The sequence below is a fragment of the Caecibacter sp. AF58-12pH5A genome, from assembly GCF_027681725.1.
Classification (GTDB): domain Bacteria; phylum Bacillota; class Negativicutes; order Veillonellales; family Megasphaeraceae; genus Megasphaera; species Megasphaera hominis.
Genome location: NZ_JAQDBC010000008.1, coordinates 14,030 through 36,695 on the forward strand (window position 1 = coordinate 14,030; position 22,666 = coordinate 36,695).

Annotated in this window: 14 protein-coding genes; 3 read left to right on the forward strand and 11 right to left on the reverse strand. The window is 51.0% G+C overall.

What is annotated here, in order from left to right; genetic code table 11:
* Nucleotides 1–90 precede the first annotated feature (90 nt).
* Nucleotides 91–2,124 (reverse strand): ATP-dependent DNA helicase RecG, encoded by a 2,034-nt coding sequence (gene recG, locus PGX44_RS05540; RefSeq protein WP_498854556.1) that lies wholly within the window; start codon nt 2,122–2,124, stop codon nt 91–93.
* A 136-nt stretch (nt 2,125–2,260) separates the two neighbouring features.
* Between recG and rpmB the strand changes: the two genes are divergently transcribed.
* Entirely contained in the window at nt 2,261–2,452 is a 192-nt protein-coding gene (gene rpmB / locus PGX44_RS05545) for a 50S ribosomal protein L28 (RefSeq protein WP_186502406.1), read from the forward strand.
* Nucleotides 2,453–2,543: 91 nt separating this feature from the next.
* Here rpmB and PGX44_RS05550 read toward each other — a convergent pair whose 3' ends face one another.
* The 6 genes from PGX44_RS05550 to ppsA all read right to left on the reverse strand — a co-directional run bounded on the left by PGX44_RS05550 (nt 2,544) and on the right by ppsA (nt 13,635).
* Nucleotides 2,544–3,644, reverse strand: coding sequence for a flavodoxin family protein (locus tag PGX44_RS05550; protein WP_498854557.1), 1,101 nt, complete (start codon nt 3,642–3,644; stop codon nt 2,544–2,546).
* A 12-nt stretch (nt 3,645–3,656) separates the two neighbouring features.
* Complete coding sequence (locus PGX44_RS05555; RefSeq protein WP_498854558.1) at nt 3,657–4,652, reverse strand: Rossmann-fold NAD(P)-binding domain-containing protein; 996 nt, start codon at nt 4,650–4,652, stop codon at nt 3,657–3,659.
* Nucleotides 4,639–9,528, reverse strand: coding sequence for a phosphohydrolase (locus PGX44_RS05560; RefSeq protein WP_498854559.1), 4,890 nt, complete (start codon nt 9,526–9,528; stop codon nt 4,639–4,641). Before PGX44_RS05560 ends, PGX44_RS05555 begins: the two co-directional genes overlap by 14 nt.
* A gap of 61 nt (nt 9,529–9,589) precedes the next feature.
* The gene (locus PGX44_RS05565; RefSeq protein WP_186502410.1) at nt 9,590–10,411 is read right to left on the reverse strand and encodes a pyruvate, water dikinase regulatory protein; all 822 of its coding nucleotides are present in this window, start codon (nt 10,409–10,411) and stop codon (nt 9,590–9,592) included.
* On the reverse strand, nt 10,412–11,053 hold the full coding sequence (gene ccpN / locus PGX44_RS05570) for a transcriptional regulator CcpN (RefSeq protein WP_186502411.1): 642 nt from the start codon (nt 11,051–11,053) through the stop codon (nt 10,412–10,414). It lies immediately after the preceding gene.
* Nucleotides 11,054–11,232: 179 nt separating this feature from the next.
* The gene (ppsA, locus tag PGX44_RS05575; protein ID WP_498854603.1) at nt 11,233–13,635 is read right to left on the reverse strand and encodes a phosphoenolpyruvate synthase; all 2,403 of its coding nucleotides are present in this window, start codon (nt 13,633–13,635) and stop codon (nt 11,233–11,235) included.
* 358 nt (nt 13,636–13,993) lie between these two features.
* Here ppsA and PGX44_RS05580 point away from each other — a divergent pair, with 358 nt between their 5' ends.
* A complete protein-coding gene (locus PGX44_RS05580) occupies nt 13,994–16,045 on the forward strand; it encodes a transglycosylase domain-containing protein (RefSeq protein WP_498854560.1) in 2,052 nt (683 codons plus the stop codon).
* Nucleotides 16,046–16,108: 63 nt separating this feature from the next.
* Entirely contained in the window at nt 16,109–17,203 is a 1,095-nt protein-coding gene (locus PGX44_RS05585) for a metallophosphoesterase (protein WP_498854561.1), read from the forward strand.
* 48 nt (nt 17,204–17,251) lie between these two features.
* Here the strand turns inward: PGX44_RS05585 and PGX44_RS05590 are convergent, their stop codons facing one another.
* The 4 genes from PGX44_RS05590 to PGX44_RS05605 all read right to left on the reverse strand — a co-directional run bounded on the left by PGX44_RS05590 (nt 17,252) and on the right by PGX44_RS05605 (nt 22,646).
* A complete protein-coding gene (locus PGX44_RS05590) occupies nt 17,252–18,031 on the reverse strand; it encodes a hypothetical protein (protein WP_498854562.1) in 780 nt (259 codons plus the stop codon).
* A 130-nt stretch (nt 18,032–18,161) separates the two neighbouring features.
* Nucleotides 18,162–19,889, reverse strand: coding sequence for a dihydroxy-acid dehydratase (ilvD, locus tag PGX44_RS05595; protein WP_186502415.1), 1,728 nt, complete (start codon nt 19,887–19,889; stop codon nt 18,162–18,164).
* Nucleotides 19,890–20,096: 207 nt separating this feature from the next.
* Nucleotides 20,097–21,602 (reverse strand): IMP dehydrogenase, encoded by a 1,506-nt coding sequence (locus PGX44_RS05600; protein WP_498854563.1) that lies wholly within the window; start codon nt 21,600–21,602, stop codon nt 20,097–20,099.
* Nucleotides 21,603–21,851: 249 nt separating this feature from the next.
* Nucleotides 21,852–22,646 carry a hypothetical protein gene (locus PGX44_RS05605; protein ID WP_498854564.1) on the reverse strand — a complete coding sequence of 265 codons (795 nt, stop codon included), beginning with the start codon at nt 22,644–22,646 and terminating at the stop codon, nt 21,852–21,854.
* Nucleotides 22,647–22,666 lie beyond the last annotated feature (20 nt).

Genomic DNA, 22,666 nt, shown 5'->3' on the forward strand with positions numbered 1-22,666 from the left:
ACAGTTTTCCATCTGTTTTAGGCACTTTATCATTTATTATAGCTGAAATTCGCTATGATGTACATATATTCCCGCAATTTATCAACAGGTTTAATTATTCAGCAGGCGTTCGAAGGACGCACCAAAGCGGCGGCTCAAAGCTGCCAGTACGTGCGTCTCATCGACACCTGCGTGCAGAACCTGACGGGCCTCATCACGGGCAGCAGCCAAGAGGGACACGTCACGGATAATGTCGGCCGCCTTCAAATCGGGCAGTCCATGCTGCAAATAGCCAAAGAGCTGGCCTGAGCCGCGCAAGAGCAAGTCTTTTTCTGCCAGGGCAAACCCATCGTGAATGGTTTCCATATAATGCAGGCGCTGCCGCGTTTCCTCACTGCCCTGATGGGCCAGGAGGATGCAATAGGCCTGTAAGTCCCCACGGCCTACGCGGCCGCGCAGCTGATGCAGCTGGGCCAGGCCAAAGCGTTCGGCCCCATCGATGAGGATGAGGGTTGCATTCGGCACATTGACGCCGACTTCAATGACGCTCGTTGCGACGAGGAGCTGAATAGCACCGGCAGAAAACTGTTCCATGACGGCATCCTTTTCTTTTCCCGACATACGGCCATGGACAAGGCCACAGGAAAACTCCGGAAAAACGGCACTGCGCAGCGTGTCATACAGGGCTGTCGCAGCCTGCAAATCGACATTCTCCGACTCTTCAACGAGGGGACAGACGACATAGCACTGCTGGCCCTGGGCCATGTTTTTGCGCATGAATGTATAAATACGCTGGCGCATGGACTCGCCGACAGCATAGGTTTTGACGACTTTACGTCCTGGCGGCAGCTCGCGGATGGACGATACATCGAGGTCGCCATAGAGGGAAAGGGCCAGCGTACGGGGAATAGGCGTAGCTGTCATGAACAAGACATGCGGCGACCGCCCTTTATCCTGCAGTGCCGCCCGCTGGCGCACGCCAAAGCGGTGCTGTTCATCTGTAACGACCAGGCCGAGATCGGCAAAGAGAACGTCCTCCTGGATGAGTGCGTGCGTACCGATGAGGATCTGGATCGTACCGGCCTGAAGCGCTGTCAGGAGAGTCTTTCGCTCCTTTTCGCCCGTCCGGCCCGTAAGCAGGGCAATGCGCACGGGCAAATCGTGAAAGAGACGGCAAAACTCTTCATAATGCTGGACGGCCAGGATTTCCGTCGGTGCCATTAGAGCACCCTGGTAGCCATTTTCTACAATCTTTGCCAAGGCCAGGGCGGCTACGACCGTTTTCCCAGAGCCTACGTCGCCTTGGATGAGGCGCTGCATAGGCACTTCCCCTTCCATGTCGTTCTGGATGTCCAAAAAGGCTGCCGTCTGGCCTCGCGTGAGCTGAAAGGGCAGCTGGGCAAAGAGCTGGCGCAAGAGGCTGCCATTGGGCCCACACTTAATCCCCTGGCGGCCGCCTTCCTTGCGCCGCCGCAAGAGGAGCCCCATTTGCATATCAAATAATTCTTCATAGGCCAGCTGCTGCCGGGCCTTTTCCTGTTCTTCCCGCGTCGCCGGAAAATGCATTTGCTCATACACAGCCAGGCGGGGCTGAACAGAGTGGCGCGTCGCAACACAGGGTGCCGGCAGCAGTTCCGGTTCCTGCCGGGCTAAGGCAAGGGCAGCCCGGACAGCCCGGCGCAGATCATTTTGCATAAGGCCATCGGTCAGGCCATACACGGGCATAAACCCATTCCCATGGGGTCTTCCTTCTTCTACATCTGGCGTATTCATTTGCCGCCGGCCGTAAGCCCATTCAATTTTGCCAAAGGCAGTTACAGTCATACCCGTATGAAACTGTTTCTTTTTAAAGGGCTGATTAAACCAGGTCATTTCTACAGAGCCCGTCTCATCGCGCAGGACGACCTTCAAAATGGTCATACCCCGCCGCGGTCGTAATTCCTGTATCGTGCCAACAGTCCCACAGACCAGGACCGGCAGGCCTGCTTCCCCGTCGGCCTCCCCCAGGGAGACGACGTGACTGCGGTCTTCATATTCCCGCGGAAAATATTGGAGCAAATCCGAAATTGTCTCTATGCCCAGACGGGCAAAAAGCCTTGCCCGTTGTTTGCCAATGCCGGGCAGACGCTTCATTGAATTTTCCATAAACTTCTCCTTGTCATATGATATTATTTATTGTATCATATCTAGTGAACTCTTTTTGTGATTAGTCCTTGATTTTATCTTTCTTTTATGATAGGATTTATATGTTGTACTGCGAAAGTACAAGGAGGTGTTACTCATGGCAAATTTTTGCGAAATCTGCGGTAAAGGTACCGTAACGGGCATGAACGTCAGCCATTCCCACTTAAAGACCAAAAGAACTTGGAAGCCGAATATTCAGAGAGTACGCGCTATCGTTGACGGCGAAGTAAAACGCGTAAACGTCTGCACGCGCTGCCTCCGTTCCGGTAAAGTACAGCGTGATGTTTAATCCTGTATAAAAAAAGGTGATTCTTTTTCGAATCATCTTTTTTTATATGCCGTGCATGCATAACCCCCTGCCAGGTGGCAGGGGGTTATTTTTATACATAGGCTACGCCACTGATGCGCCGTGCCAGTGCAGCAGCCCGTTTTTCTACGTGCGGGCAGCTGAGGATACTGCGCGGCTCGTTGGCCGTTTCCATAAGGGCAAAATGACCGGGCAGGACAAAATTCTTATTACAGTTCAAGGCCCCGATGATCTGTTCCGCCACAATGTCTCCGCCGCTGTAGCCGGAGACGACAAGGGCAAAAATCCGCTTATGGGAAAAGGTATCCCAGTCCTTGCGGAACAAGGCCGTAAGGCGGTTAAAGAAGGCCATAATGTTAGCACTGACGGCATCGTTATAGTTTGGACATATGAGTACCAGCGTATCGCACTGCTTGATGGCCGGGTAAACCTGCTCGACAATGACGCCGCCGTAGAAGCAGTCCCCCTTTTCACCAAAATGAAGGCACGCTTCATAGCTGCAGCCGCGGCAATCGACGACGCTGCCATTGCGCAAGGAAATTTCCTGGACTGACATTTCCGGAGGCAAGTGCTGCCGTACGAGTTCCCACAAGAGGAGGGTATTGCTCGTCCGGCGGCTGCTGGCATGCAACGCCAGTACGCGCTGGCCCATGCCCTCCCAGCGGGGCACAAAGGCCGTCACTTTTTTTACGAGGCGGCGGGCACTTTCCTTATAGGCCTGCAGATTATCAATGCCCTGCAATTTCGCCTGCACATTAAAATTATAGAGGGATCCCGTCCCTTCTACGAGTGGTTTGCCCGGGAATGCGCAGCCGGCCCGGTTGGCCATAAAGATCAGTTCACGGCCTATTTTTTTGGTAAACAGTTCCTCCGAGCCGTCGACCAGGACAGCGCCGGTCCAGCCTTCCAAACAATGGCTGTGACACGATAAATGATACAGCAGGCGGGCATAGGAGAGATTCATGCCGCCACGGGCCAGATTGACAGCAAAGAGCAGCTGCCGGTCTTTTCCGTCCGGCGCAGTACGCAAGGCGGTGTCGGGACACAGGGCTATAAATTTTTCCAAATGGCTGATCAGCTTGTAAGGTGTCCCTGCCAGGGCGTATGCGAGAATCGTATCCAGGCGGGAAACACCTTCCTTATCCTGCCAATCCAATTGTACCACGTAGAGCATGCTATCCCTCCTTTATCGCAGGGCACACAGATTCATATAGGCCAGCTGCAGCCGTTCGTACAGGCTCTGGCACAAGGGCAGGTCCTCGTACTCGATACCTGCCGGGGTAAAGCGGTTTTTAACGCCGAAAAAGGCACCCTTAGCAGCGTCACCCAGATAGACCGAGCCGTAATGCCAATGGCCGCGCAGGCTAAGGAGAATCGAAAGAGCGGCGGACGAAAGGGCTGGTGCAATGTAGGGCTTATAGCCTAACTCGCGGACACGCATATTTGCCTGCACGACCCGTCCCGTCAATTCCCTGGAAAGGGCGTCGTCATAGGCTGTGACACTGTCGGCAATGACCAGATCTGCCCCATGGGGGCCAAAGGCCCGGCCAGCCGTTAGATAATGCGTAAAGCGGCCATCCTTTTCAGCATAGTAGCAGGCCCGGGCGTTCATGACGCCTAAGCCATAGCCTTGGATTTGCCAGGGCTTAAGGCCCGACGCGTCGAGAAAGGCTGCACACAAGGGATCTACAGGATCTGAAACGACGCATACGAGTTCTCTATAGGCAGCCGCCCTGGCTAAGGCCGCAAAATGGCCGATAAGGCTGCGGTTCGCAGCGAGCTGGGCCATGCGCACGTCCCCTTTTGCTTCTAAAGGCGGCACGCCCTTAGAGGCACAAAAAACAAAGACGTCACAGTCAAAAAGGCAGTCCTCCTGTACGATATCTACAGGTGGCAAGAGCGGTTCTGTCCCCTGACCGGCAAAGGGATAGCGGATTTGATTGATTTCCATTTCCAGCCGGCTGAGGTTCTTCTCGTTCAGGTCACAAATACCTATAGACTCAATATCAGCTGCACCTAAGAGCCGCAAGCCAATGAGCAGCGTCGTACCTACGTCGCCCAAGGCCAGGATATGAAGGCGCTGCTTCTTCTGCGTCGTAAACGGGCAGCCCGTGAGAGGCAGCGGCGCTATAATGCCGGCCTCACGTGGCAATTCATGGACGTACCGTTTATTTTCCATCATCTGTATCCCCCTTTTCATCGCTCTTCCAGTGTTCCCCCCAGCGCAGGCGTACGAGCCGTTCGATATCATTTTCAATGAAGCGTGTCAGGTCCATATTTTCATCAAACTTGACGCCTACATCGATATCCGGATAGCGCGGATACGTAACGACTTCACCTAAACGTTTTAAGGTCAGCCTTTTTTCGTACGTTTCCTGATAGACATCCTGCAGGGTTTTTAAAATTATATGTGCATTTTTCAGGCACGTCAGAGAATAGTAGAAATCCGCTTCCGCATCACCATGCTTAATGAACGCAGGTTTTACGTACGGCAGGATCAGATTGATCGACGGATTGCGGTCGTAGCCGCTGTAATTATCGGCATTATCTATACTGTCGCCGCCAATAAAGGGGTAGCAGTCCCGTTCATTCATCCAGACCTCCAGTGTCGGCAGGAAATAGGCGCATTCGGCTTTAATATGTTTTTCTGCCATCATGTCCATGGCCTGGCCTGTCATGACCCCTACGAGGGCTTCTTTGATTTCTACCTGATTCTTCATTAAATACGGCGTCAGCATACGCATGCGATGGCCCTTGTGCAAGAGGTCATCGATGAGGATAACCGGGCGGTTAAAGGACTTAATCGTCTTGACCTGGTTTTCCACAGAAGAATAGTGATGCGTTTCAGCAATGGTAAAGCCTTTCACAGAGCGGTTAAAATATTTTTCTATGTGCAGGGCCTTGGTTACTGTATTCGGCACGAGGACATCGCTCAAGGCCTTACCAAAGGGCACGGACATATAGGGACCGCGCCGCTTTTTCTTATCTTCAATGATGGAGACGCCGTTGATATGGGCCACTTTATTGATGATTTTATGGTGTACTGCACTCGTATTAAAGGACAGGAGCAATTTGCCCGGATAAATATGGCGCATGGTCCGCAGCAAATTAGAATGGGCCTGATCGAGCACCTTCAGTACGCGGGGATTCTTATTAAAGGGGTTCTTAATGATCGTTTCTACATCCCGGAAGATGACGATAGGCGACTTCATATTGACGGCGTAGAGAGGCTGTATGGAGCCTGGCGGTTCGATGTTGATAAAGCCCTGTTTTGCCAGCGCGTCCAGGACGGGCCGGTTATAGCCGGCCTCATCGACAGGATGATAGACCGCATAGGCATAGTCCCGGGCAATGAGTTCCGTCAGGATTTCTGTAATCAGTATCTGGCCGGCATTGGAAATATCCGCATCATCAGCAATGTACATGAAGCCAATGCAGGCAATGTTACCGTCGGCCGATTGGCGGATGTGTGCTGCTGTCTGCATGTCACCGAATTCATTCAATAAATCTTTATTTCGTACACCATGGACTGCCGCATAGGCAATCATCCGCTTTTCTGTACCGGCATTATCGATATAGAGCGTCCAGACCCGTTCCTTGTCCAGGTTGCGGTCCCGTTCGATGTAGCGGTCGATAACGTCGATATCATAGCCCATTTGAGTCAGACGGCCATAAATAGGCCAAAGACTTTCTGCCCCCCGCGGCCGGAATGCGCCGATGCCGATTTCCCTGGCTTCCAGAACGTGCTTATAGGCCGGTTCACGCAGGTACAGGTTGTTGTCGTAAATAAAGCTCTGCGCTACGGCATCGATGAGGTTAGAAATATCCCGGTTCAGGTCAATATTTTCACGGATCCGCGTCGAGCTGATATCTTCATAGAATTTATCCAGCAAAAGCGGCACGACCTTCGCCGTAATGGGATAGCCGCCATGGGGGCCGCCATCTTCATTCTCCCGCGTTTCCCGGGCAAAGGCAATATGGTTCACCGTATGGATTGAATCTGCCGTCGGCGTCGCCTTATAGGCCGAAGCATTTTCAATAACGTCCGTACCGACGGCAATGTACAATTCCTTGCCGGAAAAAATTTCCTTTAAGCGGTGAATATCTGCCTCATTGGCGATATTGACAGATACATCGTCCGGGAAGGGATAAATATCCTCTTCATCAGCAACGGACATGTTCATAATCTTGCGGCGCATGAGCCGGGGCTGCGTATGCTTGGACCAGGAAAACTCATCCAGTGCCAGGTACACTTCAAAGCCCAGATCGCGGATCTTGCAGGCTACCGCCTTATGGCCCAGGCTGAAGGGGTCAAAGGTGCCCGGGTAGAAGCATGCCTTTCGATGAAGGGGCAGATCGAAAGCGCCCTGATGCAGGAATTCGTGCATACCGATATAGCGGTAAATATGGTTCAAAACAGCGGCATTACTGTAGAAATCCAGCGTTCGTTCCGTATTTTCACAGAGGGTAATGAGCAGTTTTTTATACGAATGGGCAAAGAGGAAATCCGTCTGCTCTATAGGCATGTACGGGCTGTGATAAATGAAACGGCCTATGTCGCGGAAGGCATCACGGCTCAGTTCCTTATCGTAATGGGCATAGGCCTTGATCATGATATACAGAAGCTGCCGCTGGCGTTCCCTATTTTTACCTTCGTTATTGGGAAAGTCCCGTTCAAATTCATGGAAATGTTCCAGGACGACGCCCACAGTATTCACCATGGACGAAGCCATCTGCGTATTTGCCGTCAGGATTTGCGTACGGATTGTCGTTGCAAATTCATCGAAGACCTGAGGCGGCAGTTTCAGGATCATCTGGCCCAGGAACTGCGGTACGTATTTTGAAATCTGCAGGTCTCCGATTTCAAGGCCATTAAACAATTCGACGGCCATTTCATTCCGCTGGGCATAGGTCATGTGGCTGGCAACGTCCAAGAGTCCCTGGCCGGCCACCTGGCGGACAAAAAACGATTCACTTACCTTCAAAAGGTTATTCAAATGCATGCCCAAATGCATGACACTGCCACTATCGCGGCTTTCATCCATATAATGCAGGACGAGCTCGATATTGGCAACCTTGACGACCCAATGGACACCGGTCTTCAAGTCATCCAGGAAGAGAGCTCCTTCTTGTTCATAAAAGGCTTCTTTTTCTGCAGGCAGCCCCTTGGCTTCCAGCAGGTCGCGCCAAAAATCATCATCCGTATAGCCGGCTACGACGTGACGGGACGAGTAAATAGAGGCAATGCGCACATTGAAATCAGCGTCTTTACGGGCTGCCAAAATAAAGGAATTGGCCATATTGCCAAACGGCGCATCAAAGCATTCGGGCTTAATGTCGTTCAGTGTTTTCAAGAGGATAATCCGCAATTCCGACGTATAATCATCCTGTTCGTAATACTCCCGCAAAATCTGCATATACGCCGGCCGGTCCTGAACGCGGCAATTCTCCAGCAGGGAGCAGACAAAGGGACTCAGGCAATAGCTGATCCACAGACGGTGCTGCATGGTAAAGCGCAAGCCCGGTTTAATAGTCTGGGACAGGTACTGCCGGAACAAGGTCAGGTTTGTAATCTTTTTGTGAGGCAGGGTTACGCCTTCCGGCAACTCCTTACTGGAATGAATATTGAAATTAGCTATAATGCTTCCCATGAGTTCGGCCGCTTCCATGCGGATATCGCCTTCACGGTGCGACAAGAGCTCATACAAATACTTCAGGGTCATCAATTTCTGATGTTCCGTCATGTACATGGAATATTCCCGGAAAATGCCGATGTACGTGCGCACATTTTTCCAATTCCGTTCACTCCGGGCAGCTTCGATGAGATTACCAAAATCACTTTCATTGCGGAAAAGGCTCATGAGGCGAAGGTTGTGGTCAATGGCAGCAAATTTGAGCTGGTCGACAATATCCGTTCCTTCCATGAGTACCCGTTCCCGTTGCCGCCGCTGCGGCGGAAATAAAGGAGCCTGGGCAAAGTCATCTGGCAAGTCCGTCATGACGCCCTGTTCCCGCATAAAGGCTTCAAAATCTGCCAGCTTGGCATATACCTTCTGATAGCGTTGTTTTTTCTTTTCATCTACGTTATCGAGCTTACTCAAAATGACATTAAATGCTTCTTCCAGGGTATAGAAATGGACGATTTCTTTCTTCGTCTTGGCATCGCGGCTGCTCTTGACGCGGAAGTCAGCATAAATGAGCAGCAGCGATTCAGCCGACAAATTTTCCAATTCCAAATCCCAGACCGAATGGTTGGCGGCAATATGGCCGATAATAGAAAGGCCGGTCCGGTCACAGCAAAGGCTGGTATAAAAATAATGAAGATACGGCACGCGCCGGGCTTCCTTTTTCCGGCAGCCGTATTTTCCTATATCGTGGCACACAGCCGCCCCGGAAATAAGGCCCAAATCGATGGGGACCTCGCACTGGCTAAGCTGTCTGGCCATATACATCGCCACATAATGGACGCCGCCTATATGCCCTAGCGTATTATACGGTGTAATATCAATACCGAGGCGCATAAATTCATAGACATAAAAGTCCATGATCAGTTTTTTCATGCGCAGGTATTCTGACGTATACGTGTTAGCCCGTATTTCATCACTGCTGAGTAGCTGAATATCTTTCGTCGGATCGAAGGGAAGACGGTACCGTTCGTAACGGTATAAGCCACGTAATACCTGCAGAATAAACAGACGGCCTGCCCGGTACTGCGGCGCATCCGTCAGAGCCGGAAGCATCATGGGGTCATCCCAGGAATCCTTATTTTCCGGAAAGATCCGCACGAGGATAGAATTATAGCAGTACAGCAGCCAGCCGCCATCAGGACTGTCCTTGAGCAGGGAAAACCGCGCTTGCAGCTCTTCCAGTACCTGCGGTGCATAAAAACGGCCATCGGCACCGGCAACAGAGGCCAGTGTTTCTGCGAGGGGCCGCAGTACAGACTCGCTGCAAAGCGTTTGCAACAGTGTTTCATCAAAGACCGGACGCCGTCGGAAGCTTTCTTCATTCAAGGCATGCCGAAGTGCTTGATATATGGTAATACCGTCACTCTTCATAGTCTATCCCTCCAAAACACAACAAGACGCCAGGACGGCGTCTTGTTGTATTCATCATAATTTATTCAGCATATAGTTCCCGATTACGTTTGACGATATCCATAATAAGGTTCGCCGTTTCCTCTATGGCTTTAGACGATACGTCGATAACCGGGCAGTGAAGGCGCCGCATGACACTGCGGGCATACGTTAATTCTTCGTTGATGCGGTCAATATTGGCATAGCTGGCATTGGCGTCGAGGCCCATACTGCGCAGCCGTTCACTACGGATAAAATTCAGCTTGAAGGGATCAATGATCAGGCCTACAACTTTGCGGGCCGGAATCTGGAACAGTTCCGGTGGCAGGGCCACTTCCGGCACCAAGGGCAGGTTAGCCGCTTTGATCCGCTTATGAGCCAAGTACATGGATAAAGGCGTTTTAGATGTACGCGATACGCCGACGATGACGATATCCGCTTTCAGGAAACCTACAGGGTTCTTGCCATCATCATATTTTACGGCAAATTCAATGGCTTCTACGCGTTTGAAGTATTCCTCATCGAGGCGGTGAATCATACCGGCTTTCATAGTCGGCTCTGTAGACGCAATCTGTCCTATCCCTGCGAGCATCGGGCCGATAATATCGACAACGGTAATCTTCCGTCCTTCTGTCAGCGTCTGTAAGCGCCGCCGCAAAACCGGAGAAATGATGGTATAGCAGATCATGGCATTATTTTCTTCTGCTTTTTTTACAATATCGTCTATCTGCTGTTCCGAACGTATATATGGAATACGTACAATGTTAAACTCCTCCTGATTGTACTGGCTGGCAGCAGCCCGGGCCACGCGTTCTGCCGTTTCTCCCAGTGAATCAGAACAAGCATACACTATGGGTTTATCCACTTACGATCTCCTCCCTAATCCGCATTCTACAAAGAGGCGGGTAATATTGGTCTTAGAAATTCTGCCTACAATATGTAATTCCTTGCGATCTTCCTGTTCCCGGTTCAAGACGTTCACGACAGGCAGGCAATCCACTTCGTATTCCATCAGCCGTTGCGCCGCTACCAATGCCTGTTCTTCCGGTTCTACATAGATGAGCTTGCTGGCCGGGGTCATTACCATGCGTACAGGTAACGAGCGCAGGTCATTATTTCCCAGGGCCGTTCGCAGCAGGTCCTTCCGGGACACGACGCCGACCAGGATATTGTCATTGGCAACGAATACGGTTCCTACATCTTCTGTAAACATGGCGATTACAGCATCATACGCGCTGGTATGTTCACCTACGACAACGGGCTGGGACAGGCACGACTCTACTTTAATATCTGTAATCACGCGGGACAGCAGATCTTTTTCCTTATTGCCTGTAAAGAAATAGCCCAATTTCGGGCGGGCATCAATGAGGCCCAGCATTGTCAGAATGGCCAGATCAGAGCGCAGAGCAGCCCGCGTTACATGCAATTTGGCCGCAATGTGCTGTCCCGTAATCGGGCTTTGTTCCTTGACAATATTCAATATCGTTTCCTGGCGTTCCGATAACATGTTCTCCGTTCACCTCCTGCGTATCAATAATTTGATTGTATGCAATAATAAGTATATACTATCTCTTCCATATACACAATAAATACCTGCCTGATATAGAAAAATAAGATAGTATACAAATAAAGACGGATCAAAAGAATAGCCTAATACTCTTGATCCGTCTTTTTTATGTCATTCTGTTACCACGTATAATCTTCGGTATCAGCACGGCCTTTGCCGGTGAGGGAATCCATAAGTATCCGCTGTTCTATCTGTGCTACATTCTTTCTGGTCGCAACGACCGCATCGGGGTTAACCGATACAGAATCAATGCCACTCTTGACGAGGAATTCCGTAAAGTCCGGATATACACTCGGGGCCTGGCCACAAATAGAAACGGTCTTGCCGTCTTTGTGTGCCACATTGATCAGATGACGGATAGCTCTCTTTACTGCCAGGTTCCGTTCATCAAAGAGCGGTGCTACCGTATCATTATCACGATCGCAGCCCATGATGAGCATGGTCAAATCGTTGGAGCCAATGGAATAGCCATCGACGAATTTATTGAACTGGTCCGCCAGAATGATGTTGGAAGGAATTTCAGCCATGAGCCAAACTTTAAAGTCCGGGCCACGATGCAGTCCTTCTTCAGCCATGATCTTAACGACCTTTTCCATTTCGTCAACGCGGCGGCAGAACGGAATCATGACGTTCAGATTCTTGAAGCCGAATTCTTCACGTACCTTGCGGACAGCTTTGATTTCCAGCTTGAAGGCTTCGATGTATTTGGGATCGTAGTAACGGGAAGCACCACGCCAGCCGAGGAGGGCGCTGCTTTCCTGCGGTTCGTATTTATCGCCGCCTTTAAGATTGCGGTATTCACTCGATTTGAAATCGCTGAAACGCAGCGTTACCGGGCGCGGAGCCAAAGCCTGGCAAACCTTGCGCATGCCGTCAGCCAGCTGGTCTACGACGCGTTCGGGGTGACCGATTTCGATGAGATACAGCGGATGTTCATGAATGAACGTCGTCCAAATAAATTCTTCACGCATGAGGCCGATGCCATCGCACGGCAGAACACCATATTTTTCAGCCAAATCGGGGTTGCCCAGGTTCATATAAATCTTCGTCCCCGTAATAGGTGCTGCTTCGGCAGCGACAACCGTAGCACTGGCAGCCGGTGCGGCAGCAGCCGGTTTGACGATGTCTTCTACGACGCCTTCATAGACAATACCATTGGTGGCATCTACAGTGATTTCCTGGCCATCCTGAATGGTCGTCGTAGCTTCCTGGCTGCGGCTCTTCGTGCCAACGATGCAAGGAATACCGAGTTCACGGCTGACGATGGAAGCGTGGCAGGTCATGCCGCCGGCATCGGTGACGATTGCTTTTGCTTTTTTCATAGCCGGTACCCAGTCCGGAGCTGTCATGGTCGTAACAAGGATTTCGCCGTCTTTAAATTCGGCGATCTTCGAAGGATCAAGGATAACATGTGCTTTACCGGCAGCATGTCCCGGGCTGGCAGGAAGACCTTTGACCAGCGTATTGCGTTCTGTCGTCATAGCTGTGTGTTCCCCGCTTTCTGTTTGTGTATGTTTCTTTTCTTTATTCTTTTTGGACCATACGGTTTCCGGACGGGCCTGGAGGAGCCAGAGCTTGTTCGTCCGTTCATCAACGCCCCATTCCATATCCATATAGCAGCCGTAATGTTCTTCAATGGCTTTCGCATAGCCTGCCAGTTCACGTACCTGGTCATCGGAAATGGCCTGCTGCTTCCGTTCTGCTTCCGGTACGTCCTGTTCTTCTACATCTCCATCGGGTTTGCGAACCAATTTGATCGGTTTGTCGTTAACCATCTTGGAGATGATTTCCAGTGTATCCTTTTTAACGCGGAAGTTATCCGGCGTAACCGTTCCTTGTACGACGTATTCACCTAAGCCCCAGGCGCCTTCAATGGTAATCGTCGAATCATCACCCGTTACCAGGTCAACCGTAAACATAACGCCGGCAGCCTTGGAGAAGACCATCATCTGGACAGCTGCACTAAGGGCAACGGAAAGATGATCAAAACCCTGTTTCGTACGATAGTACGTAGCGCGGTCCGTAAAGGTCGAAGCATAGCATTCTTTAACCTTTTCGATAACCATATCAGCGCCATGGACATTAAGATATGTATCCTGCTGGCCGGCAAAGCTGGCATCCGGCAAATCTTCGGCCGTAGCGCTGGAACGAACGGCTACAAACGGATCCTTTATGCCTTCCTTTTTGCCCAATTCTTCATAGTTGGTACGGATAGCATCAGCCAGGTCCTTAGGCATTTCCGCATCGCAAATAGCTTTACGGATAGCTGCTGTTACATCATGCAGCTGTGTGCTGTCTTCTACATCGGTCAAGCCCTTTAATAATTCCTTTATCTTAACATCAAGGCCTGTAGCATGCATGAAATGCCGATACCCTTCAGCAGTCGTTGCAAAGCCATACGGAACAGGCACTTTCGTCTGCGATGTCAATTCGCCCAGAGAAGATGATTTTCCCCCAACAAGAGCTACGTCTGCGCGGCGCAGTTCGTCAAACCATAACACAAATGCTTTATCTCTGTCCATCATACCTTACCTCCTGAAACCCTCTAATTATATATGCTTAATGTTACTTATTTCGTATTTATAGTACCCTATTTGTATCATATTGTCAATGAATTTGCAAAAAAAGACATAATACCTTTTTAAGAGTATGTCCTTTACAGCAAATATCGTACTATTCTAAAAAAGTTCCTTGTATTCTTGTACATCTGTTTTAGTTGCCATACTACGTGCCGGAACAGCCCCATGAGCACCGTCAAAATTTGTCCCGGCCCCTATTTGTCCCTATTCACAGAGCGCACTGGTGTGTTATAATTAGAAATTAGTAAAGCTATATATAATAGAATTAATATGATTACCACAAGGAGTATCAGGAGGAACTATGTATACACCCAGACGCAGAGCGAAACACGCCAAACACGGCGGTCCGCTGCATCGTTTCCGCATGCTGATTGTCTTACTTATCGTCGTCATGGCCGGCCTTGGTTTTGGCTACATCTTTGCTGCCTATCAAACATTGCCGCCAGTAAGCAACAATATGCGTCCTGCCGTTTCCTCGCAGGTATTCGACCGTCACGGCCGTTTGATCACGACCCTGCATTCCGATCAGAACCGCCTGCCTATCGACATCAACAAGGTGCCCCAGAATTTGCAGAACGCCTTTATTGCCGCCGAAGATAATCGTTTTTACGATCACATCGGTATCGACCCCATTGGCATTCTTCGTGCCATTGTCACCAATCTGACCAACCACGGTATCGCCCAGGGGGGCAGTACGATCACCCAGCAGCTGGCTAAGAACGCCTTCCTTTCGCAGGAACAAACATTAAAGCGTAAAGTACAGGAAGCCATGCTGGCTTTGGAAATCGAACACAAGTACAGCAAAAAAGAAATTCTGGAAATGTACATGAACCAGATCTATTTTGGTCAAGGCGCGTACGGTATTCAGACGGCTGCCAAAACGTATTTCAATAAGGACGTCGATCAGCTGTCATTGACGCAGTGCGCTATGCTCGCCGGGTTACCTAAGAGTCCTAACTATTACTCGCCGTTTAATAATTTGAAAGAAGCTGAAGCCCGTAAAAACGTCGTTCTCGACCAGATGGCCAAATACGGCTACATTACGACGGCCCAGGCAGAAGAAGCTAAAAAAGCCAGCCTTGAATTGTCCCAAAACAAGCAGACTGCTGCTAACTCCGAAACAGAATCGTTCATCGATTACGTATCCCAGCAGGTGGCTGCCAAGTACGGCGACGATGCGCTTTACAAGGAAGGCCTGAAGATTTACACGACCTTGGATACAGAAAAGCAGCACGCAGCGGTCAAGGCTATGCGCGATCTGCCTGATAACTACACCGATGCCAATGGCCTGACACAGCCGCAGGGCGCCCTCGTTTCCATTGACCCCCAGACCGGTTATATCTTAGCTATGGTCGGCGGCCGTGGCCAGGACAGCTTCAACCGTGCCAGCATGGCAGTCCGCCAGCCCGGTTCGGCCTTTAAGCCTTTCGTATACCTTACAGCCCTTCAGGATGACATGACCCCTGATTCGACCATGGAAGACAAGAAAGTATCCTATGGCGGCTGGAGTCCGCAGAACTCGGAAAAATCTTATGGCGGTACGATGCCCCTGCGTCAGGCCCTGGCCCTCTCGGTCAACACCATTGCCGTCCAGTTGGCTGACAAAGTCGGTACAGAAAAGATCATCAACAATGCCAAGAAGATGGGCATAACAACCCTCGTCGACAAGGGCAGCCCCAATGATAACAACCTGGCCATGGCCCTGGGCGGCCTCACGCGCGGCGTTACACCGCTTGAAATGGCCAGTGCCTACGGCACCTTCGCCAACAAGGGGGTCCACGTTAAACCGACGGCCATCATCAAGATTCTCGACCGCAATGGCAACGTCATTGAAGATAACAGCAACAACAAAGCTGACGCAACGCGGGTTATGTCCGAACGGGAAGCCTATGAAATGACTTCCATGCTCGAAGGCGTCATCGATCACGGCACAGGTACGGCCGCTGCCATCGGTCAGCCTGCTGCCGGCAAGACCGGTACGACAGACGATAATAAAGACGCCTGGTTTGTCGGCTATACGCCGACCATCGTCACCGCTGTCTGGATTGGCGATGACACCGGTTCCCACAGTCTGGGTGAAGTATACGGCGGCACGATTCCGGCAAGGATCTGGCACGATTATATGGTTTCTGCTGTCGATGGGGAATCGACGAAGGACTTCTCCGTACCGGAGGGCATGGCCCGTCAGGCACGGCAGACCGTTTCTGAGCAAAAGACGACAACGACGACAAAGACGCAAAAAGAAACACCGAATAAGACGGAAACCAAAACTGCCGATACGGATAAAACCGACACGTCAGATACACAGCGCAGCAAATCACAACAGGCTGACAAGAATAACAAGGCCCAGTAGGGCTGCATAAAAACCGGGACGGCAGAGCCGTCCCGGTTTTATTTCTCACAAAAGGAGAGACCTATGTTTAATCGCATTGTATTTTTCTGGAAAATAGGCTGTATAGGCGCCCTCTTGGGCTGTGTCAACTGGTTTATGTATCATCAGGGCCTGCCTTTTCTTTCTTCTTGGTGGACACTGCTGCCCTTCCTGCTCCTGCCTTTTAGCTTTTCCCTGGCTTATAACGCTATTCACGCAGTCCCATCGTGGCTGGAAAAAATCTTCGCCTGGACAGGCGGTTACTGGTTTGTCTTTACCTTGTATTCCTTTTTCTTCGCCCTGCTCTATGGCCTGGCCTTTTTGCTCTGCGCCCTGAGCCGCTCCCTGTCCCTCTGGCACTTGTACGCGCCCCTTGCTGCACAGGTTCTCTTTGTACTCTGTCTGCTTCTTCTCTGTTACGGTTCATGGCACGCCCTGCACCCGGTCACACGGACCGTTACCGTCCAAACAGATAAGGTTGCTGCGCCTGTTACCCTGGCGTTTCTCACGGACCTGCACTTAGGACCGCTGCAAAGCAACTGGTATAGCCGCCGGCTGGTAAAGCGGATCAATGACCTGTCTGCGGATGCGGTCCTATTGGGCGGTGACCTCATCGATGCCCACTTGGACTTTGTCCTCCGCGACGGCAGCTACCGGGCCTTTGAACAGATCAAAGCACGCCTGGGTACGTACGCCGTTTTTGGCAATCACGACTTTTTTGACGGTGATATCGACCGGGAAGATCAGTATTTCTCATCCATCCGCTTCTTGCGTCACGAACAATGGGAACTAGTCCCCGGTCTGGTACTTACAGGCCTCAATGATTATATCCATTTTCCTTCAGCTGCCGTTCCTGCCTGTGATCCCGGAAAGTTCAATATCCTCATCGATCACGAACCGCTGCGCATCTCCCAAGCAGAAGCAGCCGGGTATGACCTGTATCTGGGCGGCCATACTCACGGAGGGCAGTTCTTCCCCGTTACGACGATTACGAACCGCCTGTATCAGCTCAACTACGGCAGCCGCTATTTCGGCAAGCTCCTGGCCATCGTTTCCAGTGGCTATGGTTCGTGGGGCATGCCCTTCCGCACGGGCCCGGCACCGGAAATCGTCGTCATCAACATCAACAGACGCCCATAAAAACAGCTCCAACCGGTTACCTACCGGCTGGAGCTGTTTTATTCCTTTTTATTTACGTACCAGCTGCTGAGAAGGGACACAAGCGTCTACTATTTCATTGCCAGAACGCCAAATCCACTGCTTGTCTGTGTCTTCAAGCCACACGTTGCCATTGCCCTGGCCTGCATCATCAAAGCAGAGCTGCAGGCTGTTAGCAAAGACCAGGCGCACCGTACCAATATACGTGTCCTGTGACGCTAAGGGATAGTTACACAGGCCCGTAGCATGTTGACGCGCCGTTGCTTCCTCTTCCTGTTGAATGTCGACAGACAGAATAGGCTGGCCCAGTAAGGGCGCAAGCAAGGTTTCGCTATCGAATACAGCCAGGCTGCCATTGCGGCTGCTGCGCAGGTTCGCCGGCAGGAGATTCTTGCTGACGCGGACACTGCTGCTTTCATTGTACAAGATTTCGAAGGTCCCCCTGTCCGTTATGAGCAGCAGCGGTTCATGCACGCGGAAGCGGATCGGCATACGCAGGCGCTGGACGAGATCGCGGCCTTCCTCAAGGGAAAAGCGTGTGCCATTAGGCGTATAAAAGAGACTGTTTCCGTCATTTACTTTTAATTTATAAAATTCTTCCGCCGGGAAGAGATATTGGCGCTCATCCTTACTATAGGTCATGCAGTCAGGGCCATCCAAAAAGCGTATTCCTTTGAGGGTTGCCCCTTCTATATCCAGGGCCTGCAGCATGCGTTGCAGCTCGTCCGGATTTTGCCACACTACGGCACCCCACTGGGCCGGATCAAAACACGAATTGATAAAACGATCTTTTCCACCAAGTATCTGCACAGGCATTCACTTCCTCTCCTCATAAATTAGGACTCATATAGTATTATATCACAACAAAAAAATCCCCAGCCAGCAAACAATATGCTGGCTGGGGAACAGTCACCTTCAGAACTGCGGCAGGCGGCGTGAATCAGACATCCATGTAGGCGCCGGCCATAGCCGATACGGCTAACTTCGAATAGAGCCGCTGTACAGGCGATTTAGGTTTCAGCTGCGGTACCTTCCAGTTGCGTTTCCGTTCTGCCAGAATAGCTGTTACTTCTTCCGGCGTTTGTTTTTCGCCTTTTGTCCCAATGACGTTCAGCTTACGATTGGGAATGTCGATTTCGATCAGGTCATCGTTTTCGATCAGGGCAATGGGGCCGCCTTCAACGGCTTCCGGCGAGATGTGACCAATGCAGGGACCGGAGCTGGCACCGGAGAAACGGCCATCCGTAATCAGGGCAACCGAGTGGTTCAGCGTCTGGTCATATACGATTGCATCGGTAGTCATGTGCATTTCCGGCATACCGGACCCTTTAGGACCTTCATAGCGGATAACGATGATGCTATTCTGTGGAATCTGCCGTTTAATAACCGCATCATAGGCAGCTTCTTCCGAGTTGAATACCAGCGCCTTACCAATGTGATGGTGCATTTCCGGTACTGTTGCCGAATATTTGATAACGCCGCCATCAGGTGCAATATTCCCTTTCATAACGGCTACAGAACCATACATCGTAGCTTCTTCCGGCGGTGTAATGACGTCTTCCGGGCGAATACCAAAGTTGCGCAAGTGACCGTGGCAGCGTTCAAAGAAGCCATCTTCCCGAAGTGTTTCCAGATTTTCACCCAGCGTCTTGCCCGTGCAGGTCATGACATCCAGGTTCAGCTGATCCCGGATCAGCCATTCAACCATGGGCACGCCACCGGCCATCCAGAACATTTCACCGACATATTTGCCATTAGGCTGTACATTTACGAGGTGCTTGATCTTGCGGTTGACTTCATCAAAGATTTCCGGATCCAATTCGATACCTAATTCGTGGGCTGCTGCAGGCAAATGGATGAAGGCATTCGTACTGCCACCCAGGGCGGCGTGTACTTTAATGGCATTCATGAAGGCGTCTTCCGTCATGATCTTCGAGGCAGTAATCCCTTGCCGGGCCAGGTTCATGACAGCATCACCGGCTGCACGGGCATAATGCTTGGTTTCCGCAAACATGGCCGGCATGAGGGCCGTGCCCGGCAGGGCCAGACCTAACGCTTCAGACATGCACTGCATCGTGCTGGCCGTCCCCATGAACTGGCAGACGCCACACGTAGGACAGTTGGATAATTTATAATTGCGCATTTCCCGTTCTACCGGTTCCCCCCGTTTTTCCCGGGCACACAGGCGGCCGCACAGTCCGGCAGTCGTCATATCCGGACCCACGTGCTGGGAACCGCCCGGTACGTGTACAGTCGGTAAATCGAGACGCGCTGCAGCGATCAGATGGGCCGGTACGGACTTATCACAACTCGAAAGGAGAACCATCCCATCCCAGGGAATGACGTTGGCATGAATTTCTACCATATCGGCAATAATTTCCCGGCTCAGGAGGACGTAGTTCATGCCGTCGTGGCCTTCGGCCCAGCCGTCACAAATATCCGTAGCATGGAAACGGGCTGCTTTGCCGCCGCTTTCCAGGACACCCATGCTCACCTGTTCGGCTAAGGTTCCCAGATGGTAGCTGCCCGGATGGCTTTCACCCTGTACATCATCGACCAGAATCTGCATCTTATCCAGATCGCGTTCAGACCAGTTCATCGCCAATTTCAGCGCATCTACTTGCGGCCAAATCTTACGTGTTGCTTTACTTCTCTGTACATCCATCATTAGCACCTCTTCATATATAGTATTAGTAAAACGAAACTCTTATATACAATATGTTAAGTCCTGGCACGTGCTCTGTCAATTCATATGTCAAATTAGTATCCTAGAATGTAAGTGTTGTACTAAAATGCATACGTATAAGAAAAAATCCGCACAGACAGAAGTATGGCATATGTCATACCTCTGTCCATGCGGATACAGGGAATTTTCTTATTTATCTGTCGTATTCTTTTCCTTGCGGATGACGTCGTGAGCGCCGCCTTCAACGATAGACGTAGCGGAAACCAGCGTGATCTTAGCGTTCTTCTGAAGTTCCGGAATGGTCAGTGCGCCGCAGTTGCACATGGTCGACTTGATCTTGCTCGTCGTCTTGTCCACGTTTTCCTTCAGTGTACCTGCATAGGGAACATAAGAATCAACGCCTTCTTCGAAGGAAAGCTTCTTAGCTCCGCCCAGGTCATAACGCTGCCAGTTGCGGGCACGGTTAGAACCTTCGCCCCAATATTCCTTAACGTACGTACCACCGATCATGACCTTTTCAGACGGGCTTTCGTCGAAGCGGGCAAAGTATCTGCCGAGCATGACGAAATCAGCACCCATAGCCAGGGCCAGTGTAATGTGGTGGTCATAGACGATGCCGCCGTCGGAGCAAACCGGAATATAGACGCCGGTCTTTTCATAATATTCATCACGGGCCTTGCAAACTTCGATAACGGCTGTAGCCTGGCCACGGCCAATCCCTTTCGTTTCGCGGGTAATGCAAATGGAGCCGCCGCCAATGCCGACTTTAATGAAATCTGCGCCGCAATCGGCGAGGAAGTTGAAGCCTTCCCGGTCGACAACGTTACCGGCACCGACTTTTACCGTATCACCATAATGCTGACGAATCCATTCCAGCGTCAGCTTCTGCCATTCCGAAAAGCCTTCAGACGAATCGATGCAAAGCACATCGGCTCCGGCTTCTACCAGGGCCGGTACACGTTCGGCATAGTCACGCGTATTGATACCGGCACCGACGATATAACGCTTCTTTTCGTCGAGCATTTCACCGGGGTTTTCTTTATGGTCTGCATAGTCCTTACGGAAGACGAAGGAATTCAGCGTACCATCGGCATTCACGATCGGCAGGGCATTGAGCTTTTTGTCCCAAATCATGTCGTTGGCTTCACCGAGGGTAATGCCGTTTTTAGCATAAATCAGTTTATCCAGAGGTGTCATGAATTCGCTGACTTTGGTAGCCGGGTCCATGCGGCTGACACGATAGTCACGGCTGGTTACGATGCCTACGAGCTTGCCATTTACCGTACCGTCGGAGGTAACGGCTACTGTAGAATGACCGGTCCGTTCTTTCAGCGCTACGACATCCGCCATAGTCATATTCGGGCTGACATTGGAATCGCTCGGTACAAAACCGGATTTATAGGCTTTGACACTGGCGACCATGGCAGCTTCTTCTTCGATAGTCTGGGAGCCATAAATAAAAGAAACGCCACCTGCTTTGGCCAGGGCAACAGCCAGCTTTTCGCCGGAAACGGCCTGCATGATAGCGGATACCATAGGAATTGACATTTCTATGGCCGGTTTTTCTCCTTTTTTAAACTTTGTGAGAGGCGTCTTCAATGATACATTTACCGGCATACACTCCTTTGATGAATACCCAGGAATCAAAAGATATTCATTAAACGTATGCGATGGTTCATTGATGTAAATAGCCATTTTATATCCTCCTTAATATACAAGCAACTAACCGGATCCTGTATCTGCCGGTCTCTCATAATGGGTTCCCGTGACGAGGGAATTTATACTATTATACCGCGTGCAAAAGTAAAATCAAGAGTAATCTCATTTTCTTCTAAAATCAGTCTGTTTTTTCAGCCACGGCTTAAAAAGAAAAAGTAAAAGACGTACGCCCTGCCAGGGTATCCGGCCGGGCGCACTTCCTCACTAAACGGCCAGGCACCGCCTTTATTTACTATAGGCCGCTTCAAAGTCTCCATTTACCGTATCGTATTTAATAGCCGCATCACGTCCTTCAGCAAACTGTGACATCGGGTCCCTGCCCTGACTGGAATAGACCACGGCATTGGCCATGGCCACAGCCCGGTTATTGATCAGCACGAAGAGCTCCTTAAGGTGCGTCCGTGCCTGATCGGACGGACAGGAAATGCCATCCAATTCCTGAATACATTGCCGCGCTTCATTAGAAATGGCCCTGCCACGATCATAAAAAGAGCGATTGCTGCCAAAATTACCACCGTAGTTATTGATATCCGTCGCCAGCTGTGCTGTTTTGCGATCGAGAGCATCTTTCTTATCGGCATATGTATAAAATTGGCTGTATTCCTCTCGTGGCAATTTTTTCGCAGGTGCTGCCGGTGCCTTCTGGGTTTGATTGACTGCCGGCTGCGGTTTAGCTGTGTTTGTCTTCTGGGTAGTCTGGCTGGACTGCGTCGTCTTAGGCCGGGGATTCCCCGAAGAGTGACTAGCCCCATAACCGATCAGGAAAAAAAAGGCCACCACCAGCAGAGGCAACGCATAGAGCCAGACTGTACCGGTACGCTGTGACTGGGCCGCTGCTGCCGGGCGGGCCGGCTGCGGGTCAACCGGCCGCCGGGACGCAGTTCCTGCCGGACGGGCCGTCCGCTGTGCCGTTGCCTGTCGCCGGGCCTCCCGGACCGGCTCTTTTTGAATGGCTTCACAGGCAGCTTTAAAAGACAAGGCCTTGTCTTCAAAGCCGGCGAAGCCCTTGTTCCTGGGCATGATTTCACCTCATATCCTTC